This is a genomic window from Methylocystis sp. B8 (assembly GCF_005771425.1).
Taxonomy (GTDB): domain Bacteria; phylum Pseudomonadota; class Alphaproteobacteria; order Rhizobiales; family Beijerinckiaceae; genus Methylocystis.
In genome coordinates, this window is the sequence record NZ_VBTZ01000002.1 from 298607 (window position 1) to 319163 (window position 20557).

Genomic DNA, 20557 nt, shown 5'->3' on the forward strand with positions numbered 1-20557 from the left:
GCCTTTTTTCATGTCTTTGCTGAGCCCAGGCTCGAGTAGGAGAGGCTGTACAGGCGCATGACGCCGCGACAGACCCAATTGGCGCTGGCGGCGCTCGCTGTCGCGGCGCTGGCCGGCGGGTTCGTGGCCCTCCGCTACATGCCTGATTCCGACAACCAATCCGCCGTCCGCGGCAATACCTTGCGCGCGTCCTGGAGCGGCGCGCTGGCGCCCGGACTGCGGGTGGCCATGCGCGTGCAGCGCGGCGCCTTTCCCCCTGCGCCGCCCGCCGAGCCGGCGCCCGTGGCTTCCGCGGGAGCGGCGTTGCAGGCATTGCCTCAACTCGCCGCGCTGCCTACGGGCGGCGGCGTCGAAGGATCGATCTCCTTCCCGCAAGCTGAGCCGTCGCCCGCGCCGCCCGAGCGGGCCACGCCCCTGCCCCCATCGAGACCGGGCGATCTTGCCGATCTTGCGGCGCGCTCCGCTGAGACCGCCGCCACTGCCGAGCAGACACAAACTTCGGCCAGAGCCGCGCTAGAGGCCACGCCGGCCGGGCCGACCGAAGCGGCGCCGCCCACTCAGCTTGCGCGCGCCGTCGAGCCGGCGCTACGGCCAGCGCCAGACGACGCCTTTCAGCAGGAAGCGCCCATGCGCTTTGGCATGGGGGATCAGGTTTTTGTCCGGATCTTCAAGCAGGAAGGCCAGCTCGAACTCTGGCTTCGGAAGGGCAGTAGCCGCTTCTCGCTCTATAAGACCTTCCCGATCTGCAAATGGTCGGGCAGGCTCGGGCCCAAGGTCAAGGAAGCCGACTACCAATCGCCGGAAGGTTTCTACAGCGTCTCGGCGAAACAGCTTCATCCCAATTCGAATTACCACCGCGCCTTCAACGTCGGCTATCCGAACGCCTTCGACCGTCAAAATGGCCGCACCGGCGGTCTCGTCATGGTCCATGGCGCGTGCAAATCGGTCGGCTGTTTCGCCATGACCGACCACGGCATCGAGGAAATCTACGCCTTCGTCGAGGCGGCGCTGCGCGCCGGCCAGCGCGAAGTGCAGGTGCATATTTTCCCCTTCCGCATGACCGAGCAGACGATTGCGCGCGAAACCGGAGCAAGCTGGCTGGCCTACGTCGGCGTCCACGGCGGCTATGAGCAATGGAGCGCGTTCTGGCGCAATCTGAAGGAAGGCTATGACCTGTTCGAGCAGACGGGCGAGCCGCCGGCAGCCTTCGCCTGCGGCGATCACTACGCCTTCGGCGCGGGCGACGCCTCCTGCCGACGCATTGCAGGCTGGTGATTTTGCGAGCTGAGCCCCAAGGCCGTTCAGCTTGGTTTAAGCCACGCTAAGTCAAGATCGCAGGGCAATCGGCGCCGGGGGGCGCAATCAAGGAAGCGCCCATGCGCCTCATGACCTTATCTATTGTCGGCGCCGTCTGCGCGACCGCCATGCTCGCTTCGCCTTCAGCAAAATCGGCCAATGTGCCGCTCTGCCTCGCGATCGCGCAAAACTACAATAATTGCATGCGCCAAAACCAACTCGCCGCCCGAGGTCCCCAAGGTTACGGCTCTCCGGGCCGCTATCCCGGCGGCCCTTACGGGGACGATGAGGGGTACGGCGGCTACCGCGGCCGCGGCTATGGCCAGGATTATGGCGGCTACGACAACCGTGACGGCGGCGGTTATGGTCCCGGATATGGCGGTCGCGGCGGCTATGGCGACTATGGCGGCGGCTATCGCCGCCATAGCTACGAGCGCGCCAAAGCGGTCTGCGCGGTTTGGTTCGTCCAGATGCAGGCCAGCGGTTGCTTTAACTAACGGCGAAGAGAGGGCGTGACTTTCGGTTGCGCCACGCCGCCCAAGCGACGCTTACCTATAGGGTTTCGGACAGGCGCCGTCAGACTTTTTCGCGACCTTCGCCGCCTGACGCGTGCAGTCATTGCCGTAGGTCTTGTCGTCACAGCCGCAAACGGGACGATACTCTTTGGTGCACTTATGCGGAATCTGAACGCACGTGCCGGCGATGTCGGCCCCGCGGCATTGGCCCGGTTGGGGATCACACCACAGCCCCTTGTCGCATGGAATGCCGGCGATGCCTCCGCACATCTCGCCGACCTTGGCCGCCGAAGCAGGCGCTGAAATCAAGGCTGAGAGCGCCAGAGCGAACGTGAATCTCCAAAGCATCTTTGTCATATCAAAGTCCTCCCAAAAATTACGTTGACGTAGCTGCGCTCGGGCGCGTTCCGCCAGAGCGATGACTAAAAAGAATCGCGCCATTGCGCGCCGCCAAAACTGCGAGCGCAGCAAGCTGCTTGGACCGTCTCGAGCGGCCGCTTCAGTGACGCCTGCACGGTCCTTCGTGCTTTTTGCAGGGGCCATTGTGTTTTTTATTGACCATCGCCGCCTGCCTTACGCAGTCATTGCTATAGGTGCGGCCGTTACATCCGCAAACCGGCTTGTAGATGAAGTGACAGAACTTCGGCTTGCGCGCGCAATGGCCGAAAGCGTCGGCCACGTGGCAAGTGCCGGGGCGCATCTCGCACCAAAGGCCGTGGGCGCAGGGTAAGCCCGCGATGCCGCCGCACTTGGCGCCGACCCCGCCGGCGGCGACCGCCGGCGATTGCGTCGCCACAAAAAGCACAAATAGCAAGGGAGAGAAGAGCGCGCAGAGGCGCAAGCCAAGGCGTAAGTTCATATCAATGCTCCATAAAATGGTTCAGCAACGGCGGGATAACGCTCGTGAGCGGCGAGCGTTCCACACCGCGCCGAAAAGGCTTTGCCGATCATGAATTTGCGGGGGGCTGGCAGGCGCGAACGCCAATTTCGCGGTCGACGCCTTTCAATATTGAGCCCGCCCAATTAGGGTGTTTGCCAGATGGGGATGGAGCTCCCCGGAACCGCCTCACCGAAGGCTGATGGCTCCTGCCGCAAGGGCGCAGACATGCGCGGCGTCAGGAGCCTGTCTCAACTCCGCCTGTCGCCGCACGTTTGCGTCCGCCTGCTCAAGAGGAGGACGCCATGGGCTTTTTGATTGTGTTTCTCGGCGGAGGATTGGGCGCAGTCGCGCGTCACGCGGTCAATCTTCTTATTGGCCGAACGATCGGCGCGCCATTCGGAACGTTGACGATCAACGTTCTGGGCTCATTCCTCCTGGGCGCAATCATTGGCTATTTCGCCTTCAAAGGCGGGGCGTCGCAGCAGTGGCGATTGTTCCTCACCACAGGGATTTTCGGCGGGTTCACCACCTTTTCGGCCTTCTCGCTGGAAACGGTTTTGCTTTACGAACGCGGCCAGATCGCAGTAGCGGCTTTCTATGTCGCCGCGTCGGTCGGCCTTGCCATCGCCGGCCTCTTCGCGGGCCTGTCGCTCCTGCGGCATTTTTCGTGAGGGCGTCAAGACGTCGGAAATCCGCCTACATAGGCAAATTCCACGCTCCGCTAAATAATCGCACATATTGACAGTCGCCGTATATGAAGAGTAGATGAAAGCCGCTTCGGCGCGGCGGTTTCGCCGCGTTTTTCGTTTGCGCCGTGGCGCGAAATCGAAGCGAAACAAACCAACTGCAAAGAAGCCGGCCGGCGGAAACGCGAGAGCCGGGACGAACACAGGACAAAAAGATGTTCGCAGTCATCAAAACAGGCGGCAAGCAATATAGCGTGGCCGCAGGAGACGTGATCACCGTCATGGCGCTCGACGGCGCGCCGGGCGACGCGGTCACCTTCGACGAAGTGCTCATGCTTGGCGGCGACAGCCCCAAGATCGGCGCGCCGACCGTCGCGGGCGCGAAAGTCTCGGGCGAGATCGCCGAGCAGACCCGCAGCGCCAAGTCGATCGCCTTCAAGAAGCGCCGTCGGCAGAATTCAAAGCGCAAGCGCGGTCATCGTCAGGACCTGACGCTTGTGAGAATCACCGCGATCGAGAGCTGACCGCTCTCTCGCGACACCGGAACAAAGCGGCCTAAGCGCCGCACAGGACAATCGGAGCGAAACCATGGCTCACAAGAAGGCAGGCGGCTCGTCGCGCAACGGCCGCGATTCCGACGGCCGGCGCCTCGGCGTCAAGAAATTCGGCGGGGAATCCGTCGTCGGCGGCAATATCATCGTGCGCCAGCGCGGCACCAAATGGCATCCAGGCCGCAATGTCGGCATGGGCAAGGACCATACGCTTTTTGCCCTGGTCGAGGGCGTTGTCGAATTTAAATCAAGCGGCGGACGTTCTAGCGTATCGGTAACGCCGACGCCGGCCGCAGAGTAAGGCGGTAGGGACGACCCCTCCGCCGACCAACCGGCGGATTACGGTCGTCTCGACCCGCTTCTGGCGATCCAGGCGGGAAACGTTCCAGGCGAGATGTCCGGAAAAGCCGTAACGGGCCGATAGGAGAACGCTCTCCTTAACGGCTTTAGGCCAAAATTTCCGAATATCGCTTGGAGCATTGAATGTTTCCCGAAATCACGCACGACGACGTTTTCCGGCTCGAAACCGAGCGATTGTGGCTACGCTGGCCGCGCGCTTCGGACGCCGACGAGATTCGCGGGCATGTCGCCGATCCCGACGTCGCGCTGATGACCGCGAGCATCCCGCACCCCTATGGGCCGTATGACGCCGACGCCTTCATCAAATCGGCGCGCGAGGAGAACGCCGCCGGCGGCGGTCTCCATCTCGTCGTCACCCCGAAGAATCGCCCGAACGAGCCTATTGGCCTCGTGAGCCTGCACGGCGCAGACCGCCGCGGCTCGGCGACGCTCGGTTTCTGGCTCGGCAAATCCTATTGGGGGCAAGGCTTCACAACCGAAGCGGCGCGAGCGCTGATCGACCTCGCCTTTGGAATCACGTCGCTGGACCGGATCGTCTCCTCCGCGCGGCCGGACAATCCGTCTTCCTTGCACGTCCATGACAAGCTCGGCTTTCGACATATCGGGCGCGGCGCGCTCCCGGCGCCGGCGCGCGGCGGCGAAATGGAAGTGGAGCTGTTCGAACTGAAACGCGGCGAAGCGCATACGCTGTTCGGCGCGCGCCGGCCGCGCTTCCCTTCGTCATGAGCGGAATATGAAATTCCTCGATCAAGCGCGCGTTTATGTCCGCTCCGGCGACGGTGGGGCCGGATGCGTCTCGTTCCGCCGTGAGAAATTCATTGAATTTGGCGGCCCCGACGGCGGCGACGGCGGACGCGGCGGCGACGTCGTCGCCGAATGCGTCGAAGGGCTGAACACGCTGATCGATTATCGCTATCAACAGCATTTCAAGGCAAAGACCGGCGGACACGGCATGGGCAAGAACCGCGCCGGCGGGCGCGGCGCCGACGCCGTGCTGAAAGCGCCGGTCGGCACACAGATTTTTGAAGGGGACGAGGAGACGCTCATCGCCGATCTGACGGAAGTCGGCCAGCGCGTCGTCATCTGCAAAGGCGGCAACGGCGGCTTCGGCAACGCCCATTTCACGACATCGACCAATCGCGCTCCCCGGCGCGCCAATCCGGGCCAGCCAGGCGAAGAGCGCACCATCGTTTTGCGGCTGAAACTCATCGCCGACGCCGGGCTGATCGGCCTGCCGAACGCCGGCAAGTCGACATTCCTCGCCACGGTGAGCGCGGCGAAGCCCAAGATCGCCGACTATCCCTTCACGACGCTTCACCCCGGACTGGGCGTTGTGCGCAGCGACGACAGGGAATTCGTGCTTGCCGATATCCCCGGTCTGATTGAGGGCGCGCATGAGGGCCACGGGCTCGGCGACCGCTTTCTCGGCCATATCGAGCGCTGCCGGGCGCTTCTACACCTCGTCGACGCGACCGGCGAACACGCCGGCAAGGATTACAAGATCGTCCGAGGCGAGCTCGCCGCTTATGGCGCTGGCCTTACCGAAAAACCTGAAATCCTTGCGCTTTCGAAGATCGACGCGGTCGACTCCGATCACCTTAAAAAGCAGCGGGAGCGGTTGAAGCGGGCGGTCTCGTCGGCCGGGCCTGAGAGTGGGCGCCACACTGGTCCGATGCTCATTTCGTCGGCGAGCGGAGCCGGCGTGAGGGAAGCCCTCCGCGCGTTGTACGAGACTATCGAGGCGCAAAAGGCGCTCGAACGCGCCCCCGAAGAAGCGCGGCCGTGGAGCCCGTGAGAGCGCGCCGCCATTGACCTTAACAGGATCAATGAATAGCTTTGACTGGCTATGGGCGCGCGCGGCGAAGTCAAGACATGGCAGTGCGGATCGACGGCAGTCACCCTGCTCGTCGCCTATCTGCTTGCTTTGCAAGGCTTCGCAATTGGCGTCTCGTTCAGCGGGCGCACTTCGGGCCCCTTTGCCAACGCGATTTGCTTTAGCAAGGCTTCTGGACCGCTCTCCGGCGATCCCGCGACCCCGGCGCGCCCGGCGCGGCACGGCGACGTCTGCTGCGTCGTGCATTGCGCCGGCCTTGGCGGAGCGACGGCGGCCTCGGCCTTCGTCGGCGAAACGCCTCCGCCGGCGTCCTATGCGACGATCAAGCTTGCCTTTGACAATGAATCCCTGGGTCCGGAAGCGGCGACCCCGCCGCTCGGCTCCCGCGCGCCTCCCGTCCTGATCTGACGCTTGCCGCGCCATGCGGCGTCACGCCCGATACGTCGGCAGGCCGACGCTGCGGGAGGTTCAGATCAGCGTTTCCGTCGTTTGTCAGCGTGCGTCGTAAAGCGAGCACGCGCCGTTCAGTCCTCAGACTGGCGGCTGCGACGAACCCTCGGACCGCCAGCGACTTGGGACCATGGAACAGAAAACTCAATTGGCGCCACGCCTCGCTAAGGGGACGCGCCGCGCCGCATCGGGAGAGCGGCGCTGCTCCCATAGTGGGAAGCTCGCCGCCGTAAGCGAAGGGGGCATCCGCATTGCGCCCGAAGCGATCGCCGACCCCGCGCCGAGCCGCGGCCGGGTAGAAGTCGTCGAGACCTATTTTGACCACGACGGGCGACCCATGAAGCGCAAGAGCCTGGGCGCCGCCCGGGTGGCGCGCTTCTATGACGCCAACGGCAATAAGGTCGAAGAGGCCTATTTCAACGCCGAAGGGAAGCCGACCGTCCGCAAGGACCTTGGCGCGGCGCGCATCTCCTGGCGTTATGACGACAGCGGCAATCAGGTCGAGGCCGCCCTGTTCGGCGCCGATGGCGCGCCCTTGCCCCGCAAGCGGCGCAGCGCCAAAAGGGCGTTCGAAAACGCCTAGAGCGCTTCCCGATCCTATGGAATCATGTGATCGATAAGGAAACGCTCAAAATCAAAACGTTGGAGCAGGTTCTCGTCGAAAAAGTCTGTCAACTTTTTCGGAACCTGCTCTAGACTCCGCCGTCGTAGGACGGCTCATCTGACGCGCGCGATCAAAAAGCCGTCCCATCCCTTAGCGCCGACGGTCTGCACCGCCGTCGCCTCGACCCGCCCTTCAGCGGCGACGGCGTCAAACAGGGCGCGCGCGCCAAGCGCGCCGCCGTCGGTCTTGGAGGGATCGGCGACCGCGCCCTCCCGCACGACATTGTCGACGATGATCAGCGCGCCGGGCCGCGACAGCTTCAGCGCATAAGCGAAATAGGCGGCGTTATTGGGCTTATCGGCGTCTATGAAGGCGAAATCGAAAGATCCCGCCCGCTCCGCTTCGAGCTGCGGCAACATGTCGAGCGCAGGGCCGACGCGCAGATCGACGCGCGCGCTCATGCCTTCGCGCGCAATATTGGCGCGCGCAACCTCGGCGTGCCGCGGATCGACTTCGAAGGTGACGACCTTGCCGTTTTCGCCCACCGCCCGCGCGAGCCAGATCGTCGAATAGCCGCCAAGCGTACCGATCTCGAGAACGCGCTTGGCGCCAATGGCGCTTGCGAGCAGATGCAGCAATTTGCCTTGCGGCGGCGAAACGTCGATCGCAGGCAGATTTTCGCGCGCATTTTTGGCGAGCGTTTCTTCCTGCGCTTCGTCCTTTGAGATCAGCGCCGCAGCAATATAGTCGTCCACGCGACGCCAGTCTTCTTCCACCATGTGGAGCTTGCCTTTCTCTAAATAATTGACGCCGGTTCCATCGAATTTATTTGACATTGCGCAGCGTTTCACGCGTTGTCACCCTACTCGCGCTTTGAACGCGGGAAGCCGAAGGGCTGGATTGGCCGCATTCACGAGCCTCAGTCGGCGCTGCGGCGGATAATGCCGCCCATCGTTAACTGTGGGAGCATCAAGAATGATCAAGATTGCTTTGACGACGACCGCGATCGGTTTGGCGATGTGCGTCGCCGCCGCCGCCGAGACGACCAAATGGAGCGTGACTGAAACCAACGCGGTCGGCATCAAGGTCGCGTCGGGAACGTGGACTCTCAACAACGAAGGCGGCAAGCTTTCGGGATCCGCCAATATGCAGTTCGATAACGGCAAGACGCTCGACTACAAACTCGAGGGAGCCGTTGAAGGCGAGGCGTATACGGTCAACCTCGTCGACCGTACCGACGACAAGAAGGATTGCGTGTGGACCGGCAAGCCCGCCGCCACCGCCAGCGGACGCGTGCTCAACGGCGAGGCCAAATGCGGCAGCTCGAAATTTACGATTCGCGCCGGCATGCAATAAGCGACGCGCGCAAAAGAAAACGCCGGCCCTCAGACCGGCGTTTTTTTGTTGCGTAGCTGATAGTGATGTTGAAGAACGCGAAAAAAACTACGCCTCCATCGCCTCCAGCTCCGCAATCAATCCTTCGATCATTTCGAGGCCGATGTTCCAGAAAGCGGGATCGCGCGCGTCGAGCCCGAACGGCTTGAGCAATTCGTCGTAAGGCTTGGCGCCGCCCGCTTCGAGCAACGCGAAATAGCGCTCGGCGAATCCTTCATGCGCCTTCTGATAAACGCCGTAGAGGGAATTCACCAGACAATCGCCGAATGCGTAGGCGTAGACGTAGAACGGCGAATGGATGAAATGCGGGATATAGGCCCAAAAGGTCTCATATCCCGGACCCAGGCGGATCGAAGGTCCTAGGCTTTCGCCCTGCACGCTCATCCATAATTCGCAGATCTGATCTGCCGTCAGCTCGCCCTCACGCCGCGCGTTATGCACCTTCCGCTCGAAGGCGTAGAACGCCATTTGCCGCACGACGGTATTGAGCATGTCCTCGACTTTTGAGGCCAACATCGCACGCTTTTGCGCCTTCTCAGAAGCTTGCGCGATGAGCGCGCGAAAGGTGAGCATTTCGCCGAAGACCGACGCGGTTTCCGCGAGAGTCAACGGCGTCGGCGCCATCAGCGCCCCTTGTCGCGCCGCGAGCACTTGGTGCACGCCGTGGCCCAGTTCATGCGCCAGCGTCATCACGTCCCGCGTCTTTCCCTGAAAATTCAGCAGTACATAGGGATGCGCGGAAGGCACCGTTGGATGGGAGAAAGCGCCCGGCGCCTTGCCCGGGCGCACCGGCGCGTCGATCCAGTTCTTGTCAAAGAAACGCCCGGCGATCTCCGCCATGCGCGGCGCAAATCCGTTGTAGGCCTCAAGCACGATGTCGCGCGCCTCGGGCCAGGAATAGCGCCTCGCGGGCGTCGCCGGCAGCGGCGCGCTGCGATCCCAATAGTCGAGCGCGTCCTTTCCGAACCATTTCGCTTTGAGCTTGTAATAGCGGTGCGACAAGCGCGGATGCGCGGTCTCCACCGCCTGCGCGAGCGCTTCGACGACCTCTCGCTCGACGCGATTGGAGAGATGACGCGAATCGGCCACGTCCTCGAAGCCGCGCCAGCGATCCGAGATTTCCTTGTCTTTCGCTAGCGTATTAGTGATGAGCGAGAAAGTGCGCAGATTGTTTTTCAGCGTCGCGCCGATCGCCTGCGCCGCTTCTTGTCGCGTCTCTTCGCGCGGGTCCTGCATGAGATTGAGCACGGGCTCGATCGCAAGCTCGTCGCCCCCGACTTTAAAACGCAACGCGGCGATGGTTTCGTCAAAAAGACGATTCCAGGCGGCCGCGCCGGAAATGTATTTCTCGTGGAACAGCTCTTCGAGTTTATCGTCAAGTTCGTAAGGCTTTTCCTTGCGGATGTCTTCGAGCCAAGGCTTCCAGCGCGCGAGCGGTTCCTTGCTCGCCGCGGCCATCAGGGTAGCGTCGTCCAACCGATTGAGTTCCAGCTGAAAGAAAAGAAGCTGAGCCGAGGCGTTGGTGACTTTCTCCTGCACGTCGCCGTAGAATTTCGCGCGCACAGGATCGGTCGTATCGCCGCTATAGAGCAGGCCGGCGAAAGACATGAGCCGGCCGAGCAAGTCCTGCAGCGCTTCGTATCGCTTAACCGCTTCGCCAAGCTCAGCGCTAGCGTTCGCGCCTTCCGCAAGCGACCGCAGACGGCCGCGATAGTCCTTGCCGAATTGCGCGACATCTTGCGCCGTCTTGGCAAGATCGGCGGCGACCTGCGGAGAATTGGGTCCAGGATAGAGATCGGCGAGATTCCATTCCGGCAGTCGTTCGACTGCTTGAGCGGGCGCAACGGTTTCGGCGATCGAATGGAATGTCGAATGGGCGCTGAACATGGCGGGGAACCACAATATGGGCGGCTCCAGCAAGCGGAGGCGCGAGGATCGGGACAAGCCTAATATGGCAAGAGGCCAAAGGGGATCAACCTGCGGCAAGGGTCGGCGCCCGGGCGCGTTGCGGCTATAACAATGTGGCAGCGAGAGAATCAGCTGAGGTGCGCAATGGCGGGTGAGACCGATTTTCTCAGTTCGCTCACGTCGCGTTACGCCACGGCGCGCGGCCTCTTTACGCGCGTCTCAACTTTCCTCAACAAGGCGACCTTCAAGATCAAGCGCGGCTCGCCGAACGAGATGATCGACGCGATCGCAAAGCGATTCAAGACCGACGACTATGATCGTCTGGTGCTGAAGGAACGCGCCGAAACCAAGGCAGGCGCGGCGTTCATCGACGAGAAGACGCAAGACATCAACCGCGCAAGCTTTCATCGCTCCGCCTTCGCGCTTAACGCGTTCACGCATCTGTTTTTTGTCGACCTTGCCGCGCAACTGTCCTTCTCCTTTCTCACGCTCAAATTCGCTTTTGCGCTGGCCAATGTCCTTCTCGCGCTGCTCGCGCATTCTTCGGTGCGTCAAAGCTATCGCGCCCTGCTCGCGGGACCGAACGCGCTTCCGCCCAAACGGCGACTCTGGGGCATGTTTACAAATCCCGCCTACAACCGCGCGGTGAAGAAGAACTCGCGCAGCTATGCGCAGAGCGCCTGGGAAGAAAAATCGCTGTTTCGTCCGGCCTATTTTATCAACGCCGCCGTCATCTTTCTCGGCGCGCAATTCATCATTCCGCCGGATCGGCTGATCTTTCCCTTCAGCTTCATCATTGGGAAAATATCTGGACTCTTCACGACGCTGATCATGGCGTTCGATCTCTGGCGCGGCATTCGCGCCGGCGACGCGGCGCGAACCGCGCGCGAACGCGAGGTTTCCGTCTACCGCGATCTCGACATCTGAGCCGCTAGAGCGCTTCCCGATCACATGGAATCATGTGATCGATAAGGAATCGCTCAAAATAAAAACGTTGGAGCAGGTTCTCATCGAAAAAGTCTGTCAACTTTTTCGGAACCTGCTCTAACGGCCACGCAGCCGCGCCAGGATTTCCTTCGTCGCAAAGCCGTCGGCGGGCTGTATGCCTTCGCTCAATTGAAAGGCATGAATAGCGTTGCGACTCGCCCTGCCGAGTTTGCCGTCGAAAGCGCCGCGATAGAAGCCGCGCTCGGTCAGGAGTTGCTGCATCGCCTTGACGTCGGCGGTCGACAGCGGCGCGACCTTCGGCCAGGGCTTAAGTGGAATGTCGCGTCCGGCGATGCGATCGGCGAGCAGCGCGACCGACATCGCATAGGCGTCGGACGTGTTGTATTGGCGGATGACTTCGAAATTGTCGGTGATGAGAAAGGCTGGGCCGCTCGCGCCTGCCGGCAGATAAAGGCTGGCGGCGCCGGATGCCGGAAGCGCGCCATCGGCGCGCGTGACGCCGAGTTGCCGCCAGCGGGCGAAGTCGAGATCAAAGGCGCTGTAGTCGAAACCCTCGGGCAATCGAACTTCGATGACGGCGGGCAATCCCGCGATCCATCCGGATTTCGCCAGGAAGTTGGCGATCGAGGCGACGGCGTCGGCGCGCGAACGCCAGATGTCCGGCGCGCCGCCGTTCTCGTCGCTTTCGGCATATTTGAGATAGGCGGAGGGCATGAATTGCGGCTGCCCCATCGCGCCAGCCCAAGAGCCGCGCAATTGCGCGCGCGTCGCATAGCCCTTTTCGAGCATCACCAGCGCAGCGACGAATTCCTCGACGAAGGTCTCGGCGCGATGGCCCTGCCAGGCTAGCGTCGCCAGCACGCGCAGCGCGTCTGCCCCGCCGGCCGCCGTTCCGAAATTGCTTTCGACGCCGAGGATGGCGACGACGATCTCGCTGGGGACGCCATGGCGGGCCTGGGCGCGACCGAGAGGTCCGGCAAGCTCCGCGGCGACCGCCCGACCGCGCGCGACGCGACTATTCGTCACAGCCCCCGCGAGATAGGCGGGGATCGAGACGATGAATTCCGCCTGGGCGCGGGGCTTTGCGAGAACCGAAGGGTCAGGTTCAAGCCCCGCTATCGCAGCGTCAAAAGTCTCGCGCGAGACGCCCGCCGCCTGAGCTGAAGGCCACAAGCCCTGCAAAAACGCCTCGAACGTGTCGGCTTTGGCGCGAACCTTGGCAAGCAAAATGACGCTGAGCGCGCAGGCAGAAGCGCTAAGAATTCGGCGCCGAGCGATCGGCGCGCTAAGTATTGGCGCAAGGCGCCTTGTCATGAGCCAATCCTTTGCTGCTTCTTTGGAAATATTACACCTTCCGCCATTTCGTTTGACAGGGGCAGGACGCTGCCTTCTACTGAAAAAAGCTATTACAGGAATAGGGAGCGAGTGATGCTCGCCTGTCGCGAAGAATGACTCATCAACCTTCGACTACCAGTTTCGACCGTTCCATCAAACTGCGCGATCAATCCACCGAGAGCGCGACGAAGGTCTCGGATCTCAAAGCGCGACTGCGCGGCGCGGGTCTGCGTCCAACCGTTCAGCGACTCGCTCTGAGCCGGCTGCTGTACGGCAACGGCGACCGGCATGTGAGCGCCGAAGCGTTGCACGCCGAAGCGCGCGAAGCTGGCCTGACCATGTCGCTCTCCACGGTCTACAACACGCTCAACCAATTCGCCGAAGCGGGGCTGTTGCGCGAGATCGCCGTGCAGGGTCCCCGCACCTACTTCCATACGCGCACCTCGCCACATCATCATTTCATGGATGAGGCGACGGGCCGCATGTTCGACGCGGCCGATGGCTCCGTCGAATTTGCGCGACTGCCGGCGCCGCCCGAGGGGATGGAAGTCGTCGGCTGCGACGTGATCATCCGCATTCGCCCGAAGAGAGGGTGAGCGACGGCCCGCCGCAAGACGGGCGATGGCGTTTTCTGCGCGTCGCATGGCTCGCCTATGCGATAGCGACTGTCGCTCTTTCGATCGCCGTTCTCGCGATCTATGTCACAGCCTGCGACGATTACGATCTGTCGGAGCGTTTGCGCGCCACAGGGCGCTTCACGCGCCAAGCGATGCGCGCGGTCTCATTTCCGCTCGGAGCGCCGACCGGATGGCTCCTCAATCCTCCGCTCGAAAAGAGCTTCGGCTGCGGCGACGAAAACGAGCCCTGCGCAGCGTTCGTCGACTGGAACACACATTTCGCCGCGCTGCTGGCGCAGATCATTCTGCTGCGCTGGCTCATTGCACGACGGTGACTAGGCGCGCACCTCACTTCGCTTGCGCGTCGCGCCACTGCTTCACGACGGCGAGCGCATTCTGAATATGCTTCGTCGCGCCGGAATCCTCGACAACCGAAAGAATCTTGCCGTCTGGCGCGATGACATAGGAGATTCGGTTGGCGAACATCGCGCCGGCGACCGGAACCTTGAAGGCCGCGTCATAGGCGTTGATGACCTTGAAATCGGGATCGGCGCCGACGGGAAATTTATCCCTGCACTCTGTTGATGAGAATTCACGCTGCGTGGCGATCTTGTCGCTCGATACGCCGATGACGCTCGCGTCCATGGCGGCGAACTGGTCCATAGCTTCGGCGAATTCATGCGCCTCGACGGTGCAGACGCTCGTGAACGACTTCGGATAGAAATAGAGAACGACCGGACCTTTCTTGAGCGCCTGCCTAAGCGAGAAGGAGAAATCCTTGCCGCCTTGCGCCGCCTGAAGAGTGAAATCGGGCGCGACGTCGCCTGGCTTGAGAGCGGCGAGCGCGGCGCTCGAAACAAGCGTCAATAAGGCGGCGGCGAGCATTCTCACGACGGTCTCCTGGAGCAGTAGAAATTCCTTCACATGGAAATGATAGCGCTCGCCAACCGGCCAAGCTTGGCCAAAGCTGTATCAATATTGCAGCGCAGCATTATCCCAAATATGATCAGAATCTAACCGAACGCCTCGACTCAAGGGAAGGTGATGACGACCCACGCGACCATTACGCAAACGGACCAGGCGCGCGCAGAACAGGCATCTTCCGGTCCTATCCAATCCAGCGCGGTCCATGGCTTTCCGCGGCTCGCGTCGAAAGCCTTCGTCGATGCTTGGCCCAGCGCCTTTCTGGCGGTCGAGCGCGCTAGCGATACAGAGTCTTACGGCTCCGCCGCGCTCAGCGACGTCATCGACCGCTCGCTGCACGCAAGCATGGCCCATCTGACTGGCGGTCTTTCGCCCGCCGCTATGGCCGACGCCTATTGGGACTGGGCGGTGCATCTTGCATCGTCGCCAGGAAAACAGATGCTGCTCGCCGAAAAGGCGATGCGCAAAACTTGGCGCTTCGCCAATTACGCCTGGCGCTGCTCTTTGCAGCCGAACGCCGCGCCCTGCATCGAGCCGCTGCCGCAGGACAAAAGATTTTCCGGCGAAGCATGGCGGCGATGGCCCTACGCCCTGCTCTACCAAGGCTTTCTGCTCAATCAGCAGTGGTGGCACAACGCCACGACCGGCATTGGCGGCGTCACCAAGCAGCATGAGAATGCGGTTGAGTTCTCCTCGCGGCAATTGCTCGACATGTTCTCGCCGTCGAACTTTCTGCTAACCAATCCTGAGGCGCTGCAACGAACGCTGGAGACCGGCGGCGTCAATCTGGTCTATGGCTTGCAGAATTTTCTCGAAGACATGGAGCGGCGCGCCGGGGGCAAGCGGCCTGTGGGCGCCGATGCCTTCGTCCCTGGCAAGAATGTCGCGATAACGCCAGGGAAAGTGATCTATCGAAATCGGCTGATCGAGCTCATCCAATATGCGCCGTCAACGGAAACGGTGCGGCCTGAGCCGGTGCTCATCACGCCGGCCTGGATCATGAAATATTACATCCTCGATCTGTCGCCGCATAATTCGCTCGTTAGGTATCTGACTGAGCAAGGCTTCACGGTGTTTATGATTTCTTGGCGCAATCCGGGCGCCGAAGATCGCGATCTCACCATGGACGCCTATCGCAGGCTCGGCGTGATGGCCGCGCTTGACGTCATCTCCAGCCTCATGCCTGACCGAAAGATTCACGCGACGGGCTATTGCCTGGGCGGGACGTTGCTCGCGATCGCCGCTTCGGCGATGGCGCGCGACAATGACGAGCGATTGAAAAGCGTGACGCTGCTCGCCGCACAAACCGATTTTACCGAGGCGGGAGAACTGACGCTCTTCGTCAATGAGAGCCAGCTAAACTTCCTCGAAGATTTGATGTGGGAGCACGGTTATCTCGATTCAAAGGAGATGGCCGGCGCGTTCCAGCTCTTACGCTCCAACGATCTTGTCTGGTCCTATGCGCTCAAGTCCTATCTCATGGGCGAGCGCGAGCCGATGACCGATATGATGGCCTGGAACGCCGACACGACACGCATGCCATACAAGATGCACTCCGAATATCTTCGGATGCTCTTCCTCAACAATGATCTCGCCGAGGGGCGGCTTCACGCCAACGGGGGCGCGGTCGCGCTCAACGACATACACGCGCCGATCTTCGCCGTCGGCACAGAGCGCGATCATGTCGCGCCCTGGCGCTCGGTTTACAAGATTCATTTGCTCGTCGACGTCGAAATCACCTTCCTGCTGACGAGCGGCGGCCATAACGTTGGCATCGTCTCCGAGCCCGCGAAGAAGCGGGGCGGCTACCGCTTCACAAGCAGAGTGGACGGCGAACATTACGCCGACCCCGATGAGTGGGTGAAGATCGCGACGGTGAAGGAAGGCTCATGGTGGCCGGAATGGAGCGCCTGGCTCGCCGCCCACTCTGGCTCGCCGGTTGCGCCGCCCCCAATGGGCCAAGCGCTCTGCGATGCGCCGGGAACATACGTCCTGCAGAGCTGAGGCGCTGAAAGAGGCGCTTCCAGGCTCGTAGCAATTTGCCATCGCTTGTCATCCCCGACGCGCGAAGCGCGATCGGGGGTCCAGGGCAAAATCAATGCAGCGTGCGGCGTCATTGCGAGCCGGAGGCGAAGCAATCCAGAATCCGCCTCGCAACTTTGGATTGCTTCGTCGCTCCGCTCCTCGCAATGACGACCGATAGTCGCGGGGTCCGCCTCAAATGTGGATTGCCCGACCGAAGGCGGCAAGCACGCTCTCATGCATCGTTTCCGACAGCGTCGGATGCGGAAAGATCGTGCGGATGAGTTCTTCTTCGGTCGTCTCGAGATTCATCGCGATGACGAAGCCCTGGATCAATTCCGTGGCTTCGACTCCGAAAATATGCGCGCCAAGCAGCCGCCCGCTCTTCGCGTCGAAGATCGTCTTCACGACGCCTTCGAGCTCGCCAAGAGCGATCGCCTTGCCATTGGCGAGATAAGGAAAGCGGCCGATCTTGACGTCGATTTTCTGCTCCTTCGCCTTTGCCTCGGACAGGCCGACTGACGCGACCTGCGGATGGCAATAGGTGCAGCCCGGCACGCGCGATCTATCGAGCGCATGCGCGTTCAATCCGGCGATCGCCTCGACGCAGGACACGCCCTCATGCTCCGCCTTATGCGCAAGCATCGGGCCGCCGGCGACGTCGCCGATCGCGTAAATTCCTTCGACATTGGTGCGCCCCAAGCCGTCGATCTTGATGACGCCGCGCTCGAGGGCGACGCCGAGCGCCTCCAGCCCAAGATTTTCGACATTAGCGACGACGCCGATCGCCGAAAGCGCACGCTCGACTTCGAGCCTCTGAATCTCGCCGTCCGCGCCTTTCAGCGTGACGACGAGGCTGTCCGCCTTTTTCTCGACGCCTGTCACCGTCGTCGCGATGCGAATGTCGATTCCCTGCTTCTTGAACGATCGATGCGCCAACGCCGCGATCTCTTCGTCTTCGCTGGGCAGAATATGCGGCAGCGCTTCGACGAGAATGACCTCGACGCCAAACGTCCGATAAAAGGAGGCGAATTCGACGCCGATGGCGCCGGCGCCGACGATGAGCAGCGATTTCGGAAAGCGTTCCGGCTTCATCGCTTCGAAATAAGTCCAGACGAGTCGCCCATCGGGCTCGAGGCCTGGCAGAACGCGCGGACGCGCGCCCGTCGCGATGATAATGTGTTTGGCCTGATAGACGCCTTCGCCAAGCGTCGTTTTCGGCGTCGGCAGTTGCGGCAGCATCGGCGGCTTCGTCGGCGCGCCGACCCGGACCTCGCCCTTTGCTGCGATCGTCGCCTCCCCCCAGATGACATCGATCTTGTTCTTCTTGAGAAGAAAGGCGACGCCGCCATTGAGCCGCGTGGCCGCTTCGCGCGAATGCGCCACGATGCGCGCAACGTCGGCGCTCAGCGCGCCCTGCGCAACGCCAAACTTCTCGCCTTCCTTGCCGAGACGATAGACCTCGGCCGAACGCAGCAGCGCCTTCGTCGGGATGCAACCCCAGTTCAAACAAATGCCGCCAAGATGTTCTCGCTCGACGACCGCCGTCTTTAAGCCCAATTGCGCGGCGCGGATCGCGGCGACATAGCCGCCGGGCCCGCCGCCAATGACGATAAGATCATATGTGTCAGCCATGCTTCGTCCTTGCTTGCCGAGTGGGCCAAAATTTGCGGCGTCGCAAAAAGCATATATTGTTTAAGCGATTGCAGTCACGTGACCATAAGGGGGCTTTCCATGAGCGCCCGTTTTGCGCCGACAACCGCCTCGTTGCGTTCGCTTTCCGTCAAAATCCTAACTGGTTTGCGTCGGGGAACTCGCTTCATCTGGCGCACCTTAATAAATAGTGTGCGTCTTTTGCTCCTGGCCTTTCTAGCGGTCCTTTTAACCGCGTGGGCCGTATCCACGCCAAAGGATCAAGCCTATCGCGTTCTTGATCCCACGTCGGCCGATTGCAACATGCAGGTCGACGAACGAGGAAACTACAGCTCCCCCGCATGGAACATTCTTGCCGCCTACGGCAACGACGAAAACGTCGCGGCGGAAAAAGACGAAGCTGGTCATTGGGACAAGCGATTTCAATGCGCGATACAGCGTCACGAAATCCCTTATTCTGGCGCCGATGACAATAATCGTTCGCCGCTGAGCTACACGCTGGCTTTTCTGGAATTCAAGGAAGATGGCGAACCTTATGAGCTGATCAAAGATGCTCATCAGCTGTTCACAATGAACGAATTGACGGATCGCGTGAGCTATATCGACCGCAGTCAATGGAAGCCGATCACGCAGCTTGAAGCTTTAGGCGCACATCTTAGGTCAGTTCAAGGACGCGCCCACACAGATGAATTTGGGAATGCCGTCAATCACAGCAATTATGTCATCGCTTTCATTCATGGCTGGCGAAACGACGCATCCATCGGAAACGGCAATGTCACCGATCTTCGCGCTTATGCGGCGCATGTCGCGCGATACCTTCGCGATCGCTGCAACGCTGGCGAGCGCGAACATTGCGGGCGCGAGGTGACGGCGGTTTACATCGGATGGCGGGGCGCGCGTCTGAACGAGAAGAGCCTCCATCTCCCCTTTATCGCTCTCGGAAATACTGTCGGCGCGCTGCTGGACGGCGACGCTTCGACTTGCTCGAACGGCGTTCTGCCGAGCGACAAACCCCTGTGCTGGAAGAACTGGATCAATTCCTGGGGAGGTACGCTCGCTTCTGGCGTGGCGACGCTGACCTTGTTCGACCGCAAACCGGTCAGCGAATATATCGCGCCGCACGCCCTCATGGCGCTCAGGAAAATCGAGCAGGTTCTCGATAAACAGCAGCGCACGAAGGCCGAGCAGCGCGCCAATCCAAATAAGATGATCGTGATAGGCCACAGCCTCGGCGGCAACATGCTGGCCACGGCTTTGAAAGACTCTCTGATCAAAGCCGTGCGCAACCATCCTGGCGACAACGCCTATTTTTATCCGCCGCTTGGCGATCTGGTGGCGCTGATTAACCCGGCCGCGGAAGCCTCCAAATGGACTGACGTTCAGCGCGCAGTCTGGGAGAGGATCGCCTTCTTTGAAGGCGATGGGGACCTCATGGCGGGCCACCGCTTTTTTCCGGCTCACCAAAGTCCTGTCGTGATTTCTGTCACCTCCGCCTTTTCCTGGCCTCCAGGCGGGATCCGGCCGGAAGACTGCGCCATAGCCATGCACGACAAATTGAGTTTGCTTGGCCAGGATATGGCTTCGCCCGACGAGGTTTGCGCAAAATACCAGCAGTTCCTGGAGACCAAGAAGCCCGAGGAATTCATCTTCCATGATGAGACGCTGAGCCCCGACCGCGCTTGCGGGGCGCTGAGAACGCCGTTCAAGCTCGACCAAGCAGTGGAAGATATCGATCGGAAAAAGAAGATAGGCATAAAATCGGACCTCGCGACCTATCTTGCCTTCCCGCTTTTTCGCGGCGACTTCCGACCTCTCGGCGCGATGATCGCCGGCGTCGCGCGAGATTGGCGCGCAGCCTGCGAAAGCTTTGGGATGCCCGCAAATCGACTGGAGCGGCGGGCGCAGAGCTTCTGGCAGAGGATGGGAGAATTCGTGAGCGATCTTCCCTTCCAGAATACGGACATCGAGTCTTCGCGCACGATCGGCCATCTCGATCCGCCGCGATCGTCGGTCAGTCTCGTCGATACTTATCGCATGCCGTCGCGCCAGCTCGGCACGACGCATGAGGTTCGCAGCATTGGTTGGGCGCCGCCTAACCAGGCTGACTACAAGAATATCCCGGCCGATCCGTCTTTGAACTGTCCGATCAGTCACGATTGGTTAACGCGGGCTCGAAGTAAGCAAACGAACGGCACTCAGTGGGATAGCGAGTTGCTGGCCCCGGCGCTCGATCCAGACCCTGCTCACCCAGAGGGCAGCGGCGGCAATCCGGCAGTCGAGATGACTCACGGCTTCAGGCTCGCAGGAATGCTCCCGATCACCCGCGCTAACGATCCGTTCTGGAACATGCGCGCCTATGACGATGTGCTCATGAGCCATGGCGGCTTCATGTTCAGTTCGTTCATTTGCGCCATCAACCAATTCGTCATGGACCGGCCGACACGATGGCCGTCGCCGCCGACGCCACCCGAATTACAGCCTGCGCCCATGCAACAAGAGCCGGCTCGCCCCACGGCGGGCGCCGCCAGAGTTCGTGGCCGATCGAGGTGACATAGCCGCCGTGCCCGCCGCCGATAACG

Annotated in this window: 22 protein-coding genes and 1 riboswitch; of the genes, 15 read left to right on the forward strand and 7 right to left on the reverse strand. The window is 61.5% G+C overall.

Features of this window, described 5'->3' with window-relative positions; all coding sequences use genetic code 11:
• Window positions 1-57: 57 nt before the first annotated feature.
• Both FEV16_RS06265 and FEV16_RS06270 read left to right on the forward strand, forming a co-directional pair.
• Entirely contained in the window at window positions 58-1275 is a 1218-nt protein-coding gene (locus FEV16_RS06265; RefSeq protein ID WP_138166780.1) for a murein L,D-transpeptidase family protein, read from the forward strand.
• Between the two features lie 110 nt (window positions 1276-1385).
• Complete coding sequence (locus FEV16_RS06270; RefSeq protein WP_246657200.1) at window positions 1386-1793, forward strand: hypothetical protein; 408 nt, start codon at window positions 1386-1388, stop codon at window positions 1791-1793.
• Window positions 1794-1844: 51 nt separating this feature from the next.
• On the opposite strand, the gene FEV16_RS06275 is transcribed toward FEV16_RS06270, so the two are convergent.
• The gene (locus FEV16_RS06275) at window positions 1845-2168 is read right to left on the reverse strand and encodes a Kazal-type serine protease inhibitor family protein (protein WP_138166782.1); all 324 of its coding nucleotides are present in this window, start codon (window positions 2166-2168) and stop codon (window positions 1845-1847) included.
• Between the two features lie 142 nt (window positions 2169-2310).
• Entirely contained in the window at window positions 2311-2670 is a 360-nt protein-coding gene (locus tag FEV16_RS06280) for a Kazal-type serine protease inhibitor family protein (RefSeq protein ID WP_138166783.1), read from the reverse strand.
• A gap of 173 nt (window positions 2671-2843) precedes the next feature.
• A riboswitch (Fluoride riboswitch) is annotated at window positions 2844-2907 on the forward strand.
• A gap of 86 nt (window positions 2908-2993) precedes the next feature.
• Between FEV16_RS06280 and crcB the strand changes: the two genes are divergently transcribed.
• From crcB to FEV16_RS06315, 7 genes are all read left to right on the forward strand, one after another.
• Window positions 2994-3362, forward strand: coding sequence for a fluoride efflux transporter CrcB (crcB, locus tag FEV16_RS06285; RefSeq protein WP_138166784.1), 369 nt, complete (start codon window positions 2994-2996; stop codon window positions 3360-3362).
• Between the two features lie 230 nt (window positions 3363-3592).
• On the forward strand, window positions 3593-3901 hold the full coding sequence (rplU, locus tag FEV16_RS06290; protein ID WP_138166785.1) for a 50S ribosomal protein L21: 309 nt from the start codon (window positions 3593-3595) through the stop codon (window positions 3899-3901).
• Between the two features lie 64 nt (window positions 3902-3965).
• Window positions 3966-4229 (forward strand): 50S ribosomal protein L27, encoded by a 264-nt coding sequence (gene rpmA / locus FEV16_RS06295; RefSeq protein WP_138166786.1) that lies wholly within the window; start codon window positions 3966-3968, stop codon window positions 4227-4229.
• Between the two features lie 182 nt (window positions 4230-4411).
• Complete coding sequence (locus tag FEV16_RS06300; RefSeq protein ID WP_138166787.1) at window positions 4412-5014, forward strand: GNAT family N-acetyltransferase; 603 nt, start codon at window positions 4412-4414, stop codon at window positions 5012-5014.
• Between the two features lie 7 nt (window positions 5015-5021).
• Window positions 5022-6083, forward strand: coding sequence for a GTPase ObgE (gene obgE / locus FEV16_RS06305; RefSeq protein WP_138166788.1), 1062 nt, complete (start codon window positions 5022-5024; stop codon window positions 6081-6083).
• Window positions 6084-6134: 51 nt separating this feature from the next.
• Window positions 6135-6530, forward strand: a complete 396-nt coding sequence (locus tag FEV16_RS06310; protein WP_138166789.1) for a DUF2946 family protein — start codon at window positions 6135-6137, stop codon at window positions 6528-6530.
• 172 nt (window positions 6531-6702) lie between these two features.
• A complete protein-coding gene (locus tag FEV16_RS06315; protein ID WP_138166790.1) occupies window positions 6703-7155 on the forward strand; it encodes a hypothetical protein in 453 nt (150 codons plus the stop codon).
• Between the two features lie 134 nt (window positions 7156-7289).
• Here the strand turns inward: FEV16_RS06315 and FEV16_RS06320 are convergent, their stop codons facing one another.
• On the reverse strand, window positions 7290-7955 hold the full coding sequence (locus FEV16_RS06320) for an O-methyltransferase (protein WP_138166867.1): 666 nt from the start codon (window positions 7953-7955) through the stop codon (window positions 7290-7292).
• 196 nt (window positions 7956-8151) lie between these two features.
• Here FEV16_RS06320 and FEV16_RS06325 point away from each other — a divergent pair, with 196 nt between their 5' ends.
• On the forward strand, window positions 8152-8532 hold the full coding sequence (locus tag FEV16_RS06325; RefSeq protein ID WP_138166791.1) for a hypothetical protein: 381 nt from the start codon (window positions 8152-8154) through the stop codon (window positions 8530-8532).
• Window positions 8533-8619: 87 nt separating this feature from the next.
• Here the strand turns inward: FEV16_RS06325 and FEV16_RS06330 are convergent, their stop codons facing one another.
• A complete protein-coding gene (locus tag FEV16_RS06330) occupies window positions 8620-10458 on the reverse strand; it encodes a M3 family oligoendopeptidase (RefSeq protein ID WP_138166868.1) in 1839 nt (612 codons plus the stop codon).
• Between the two features lie 165 nt (window positions 10459-10623).
• On the opposite strand from FEV16_RS06330, the gene FEV16_RS06335 reads away from it, so the two are divergent.
• Window positions 10624-11406 (forward strand): hypothetical protein, encoded by a 783-nt coding sequence (locus FEV16_RS06335; protein WP_138166792.1) that lies wholly within the window; start codon window positions 10624-10626, stop codon window positions 11404-11406.
• 117 nt (window positions 11407-11523) lie between these two features.
• On the opposite strand, the gene FEV16_RS06340 is transcribed toward FEV16_RS06335, so the two are convergent.
• A complete protein-coding gene (locus FEV16_RS06340; protein WP_138166793.1) occupies window positions 11524-12741 on the reverse strand; it encodes a lytic murein transglycosylase in 1218 nt (405 codons plus the stop codon).
• A 134-nt stretch (window positions 12742-12875) separates the two neighbouring features.
• Between FEV16_RS06340 and irrA the strand changes: the two genes are divergently transcribed.
• Together irrA and FEV16_RS06350 are read left to right on the forward strand one after the other, a co-directional pair.
• A complete protein-coding gene (gene irrA / locus FEV16_RS06345) occupies window positions 12876-13358 on the forward strand; it encodes an iron response transcriptional regulator IrrA (RefSeq protein WP_138166794.1) in 483 nt (160 codons plus the stop codon).
• On the forward strand, window positions 13355-13714 hold the full coding sequence (locus tag FEV16_RS06350) for a hypothetical protein (RefSeq protein WP_138166795.1): 360 nt from the start codon (window positions 13355-13357) through the stop codon (window positions 13712-13714). The genes irrA and FEV16_RS06350 overlap by 4 nt, the downstream gene beginning before the upstream one ends.
• 13 nt (window positions 13715-13727) lie before the next feature.
• Here the strand turns inward: FEV16_RS06350 and FEV16_RS06355 are convergent, their stop codons facing one another.
• Window positions 13728-14270, reverse strand: a complete 543-nt coding sequence (locus FEV16_RS06355) for a peroxiredoxin (RefSeq protein ID WP_138166796.1) — start codon at window positions 14268-14270, stop codon at window positions 13728-13730.
• Window positions 14271-14423: 153 nt separating this feature from the next.
• On the opposite strand from FEV16_RS06355, the gene FEV16_RS06360 reads away from it, so the two are divergent.
• Window positions 14424-16307 carry an alpha/beta fold hydrolase gene (locus FEV16_RS06360; protein WP_138166797.1) on the forward strand — a complete coding sequence of 628 codons (1884 nt, stop codon included), beginning with the start codon at window positions 14424-14426 and terminating at the stop codon, window positions 16305-16307.
• Window positions 16308-16520: 213 nt separating this feature from the next.
• Here FEV16_RS06360 and lpdA read toward each other — a convergent pair whose 3' ends face one another.
• Window positions 16521-17960, reverse strand: coding sequence for a dihydrolipoyl dehydrogenase (gene lpdA, locus FEV16_RS06365; RefSeq protein WP_138166798.1), 1440 nt, complete (start codon window positions 17958-17960; stop codon window positions 16521-16523).
• A 321-nt stretch (window positions 17961-18281) separates the two neighbouring features.
• Between lpdA and FEV16_RS06370 the strand changes: the two genes are divergently transcribed.
• Window positions 18282-20528: a hypothetical protein gene (locus FEV16_RS06370; protein WP_138166799.1), complete on the forward strand. Its 2247-nt coding sequence runs from the start codon at window positions 18282-18284 to the stop codon at window positions 20526-20528.
• Window positions 20529-20557: the final 29 nt, after the last annotated feature.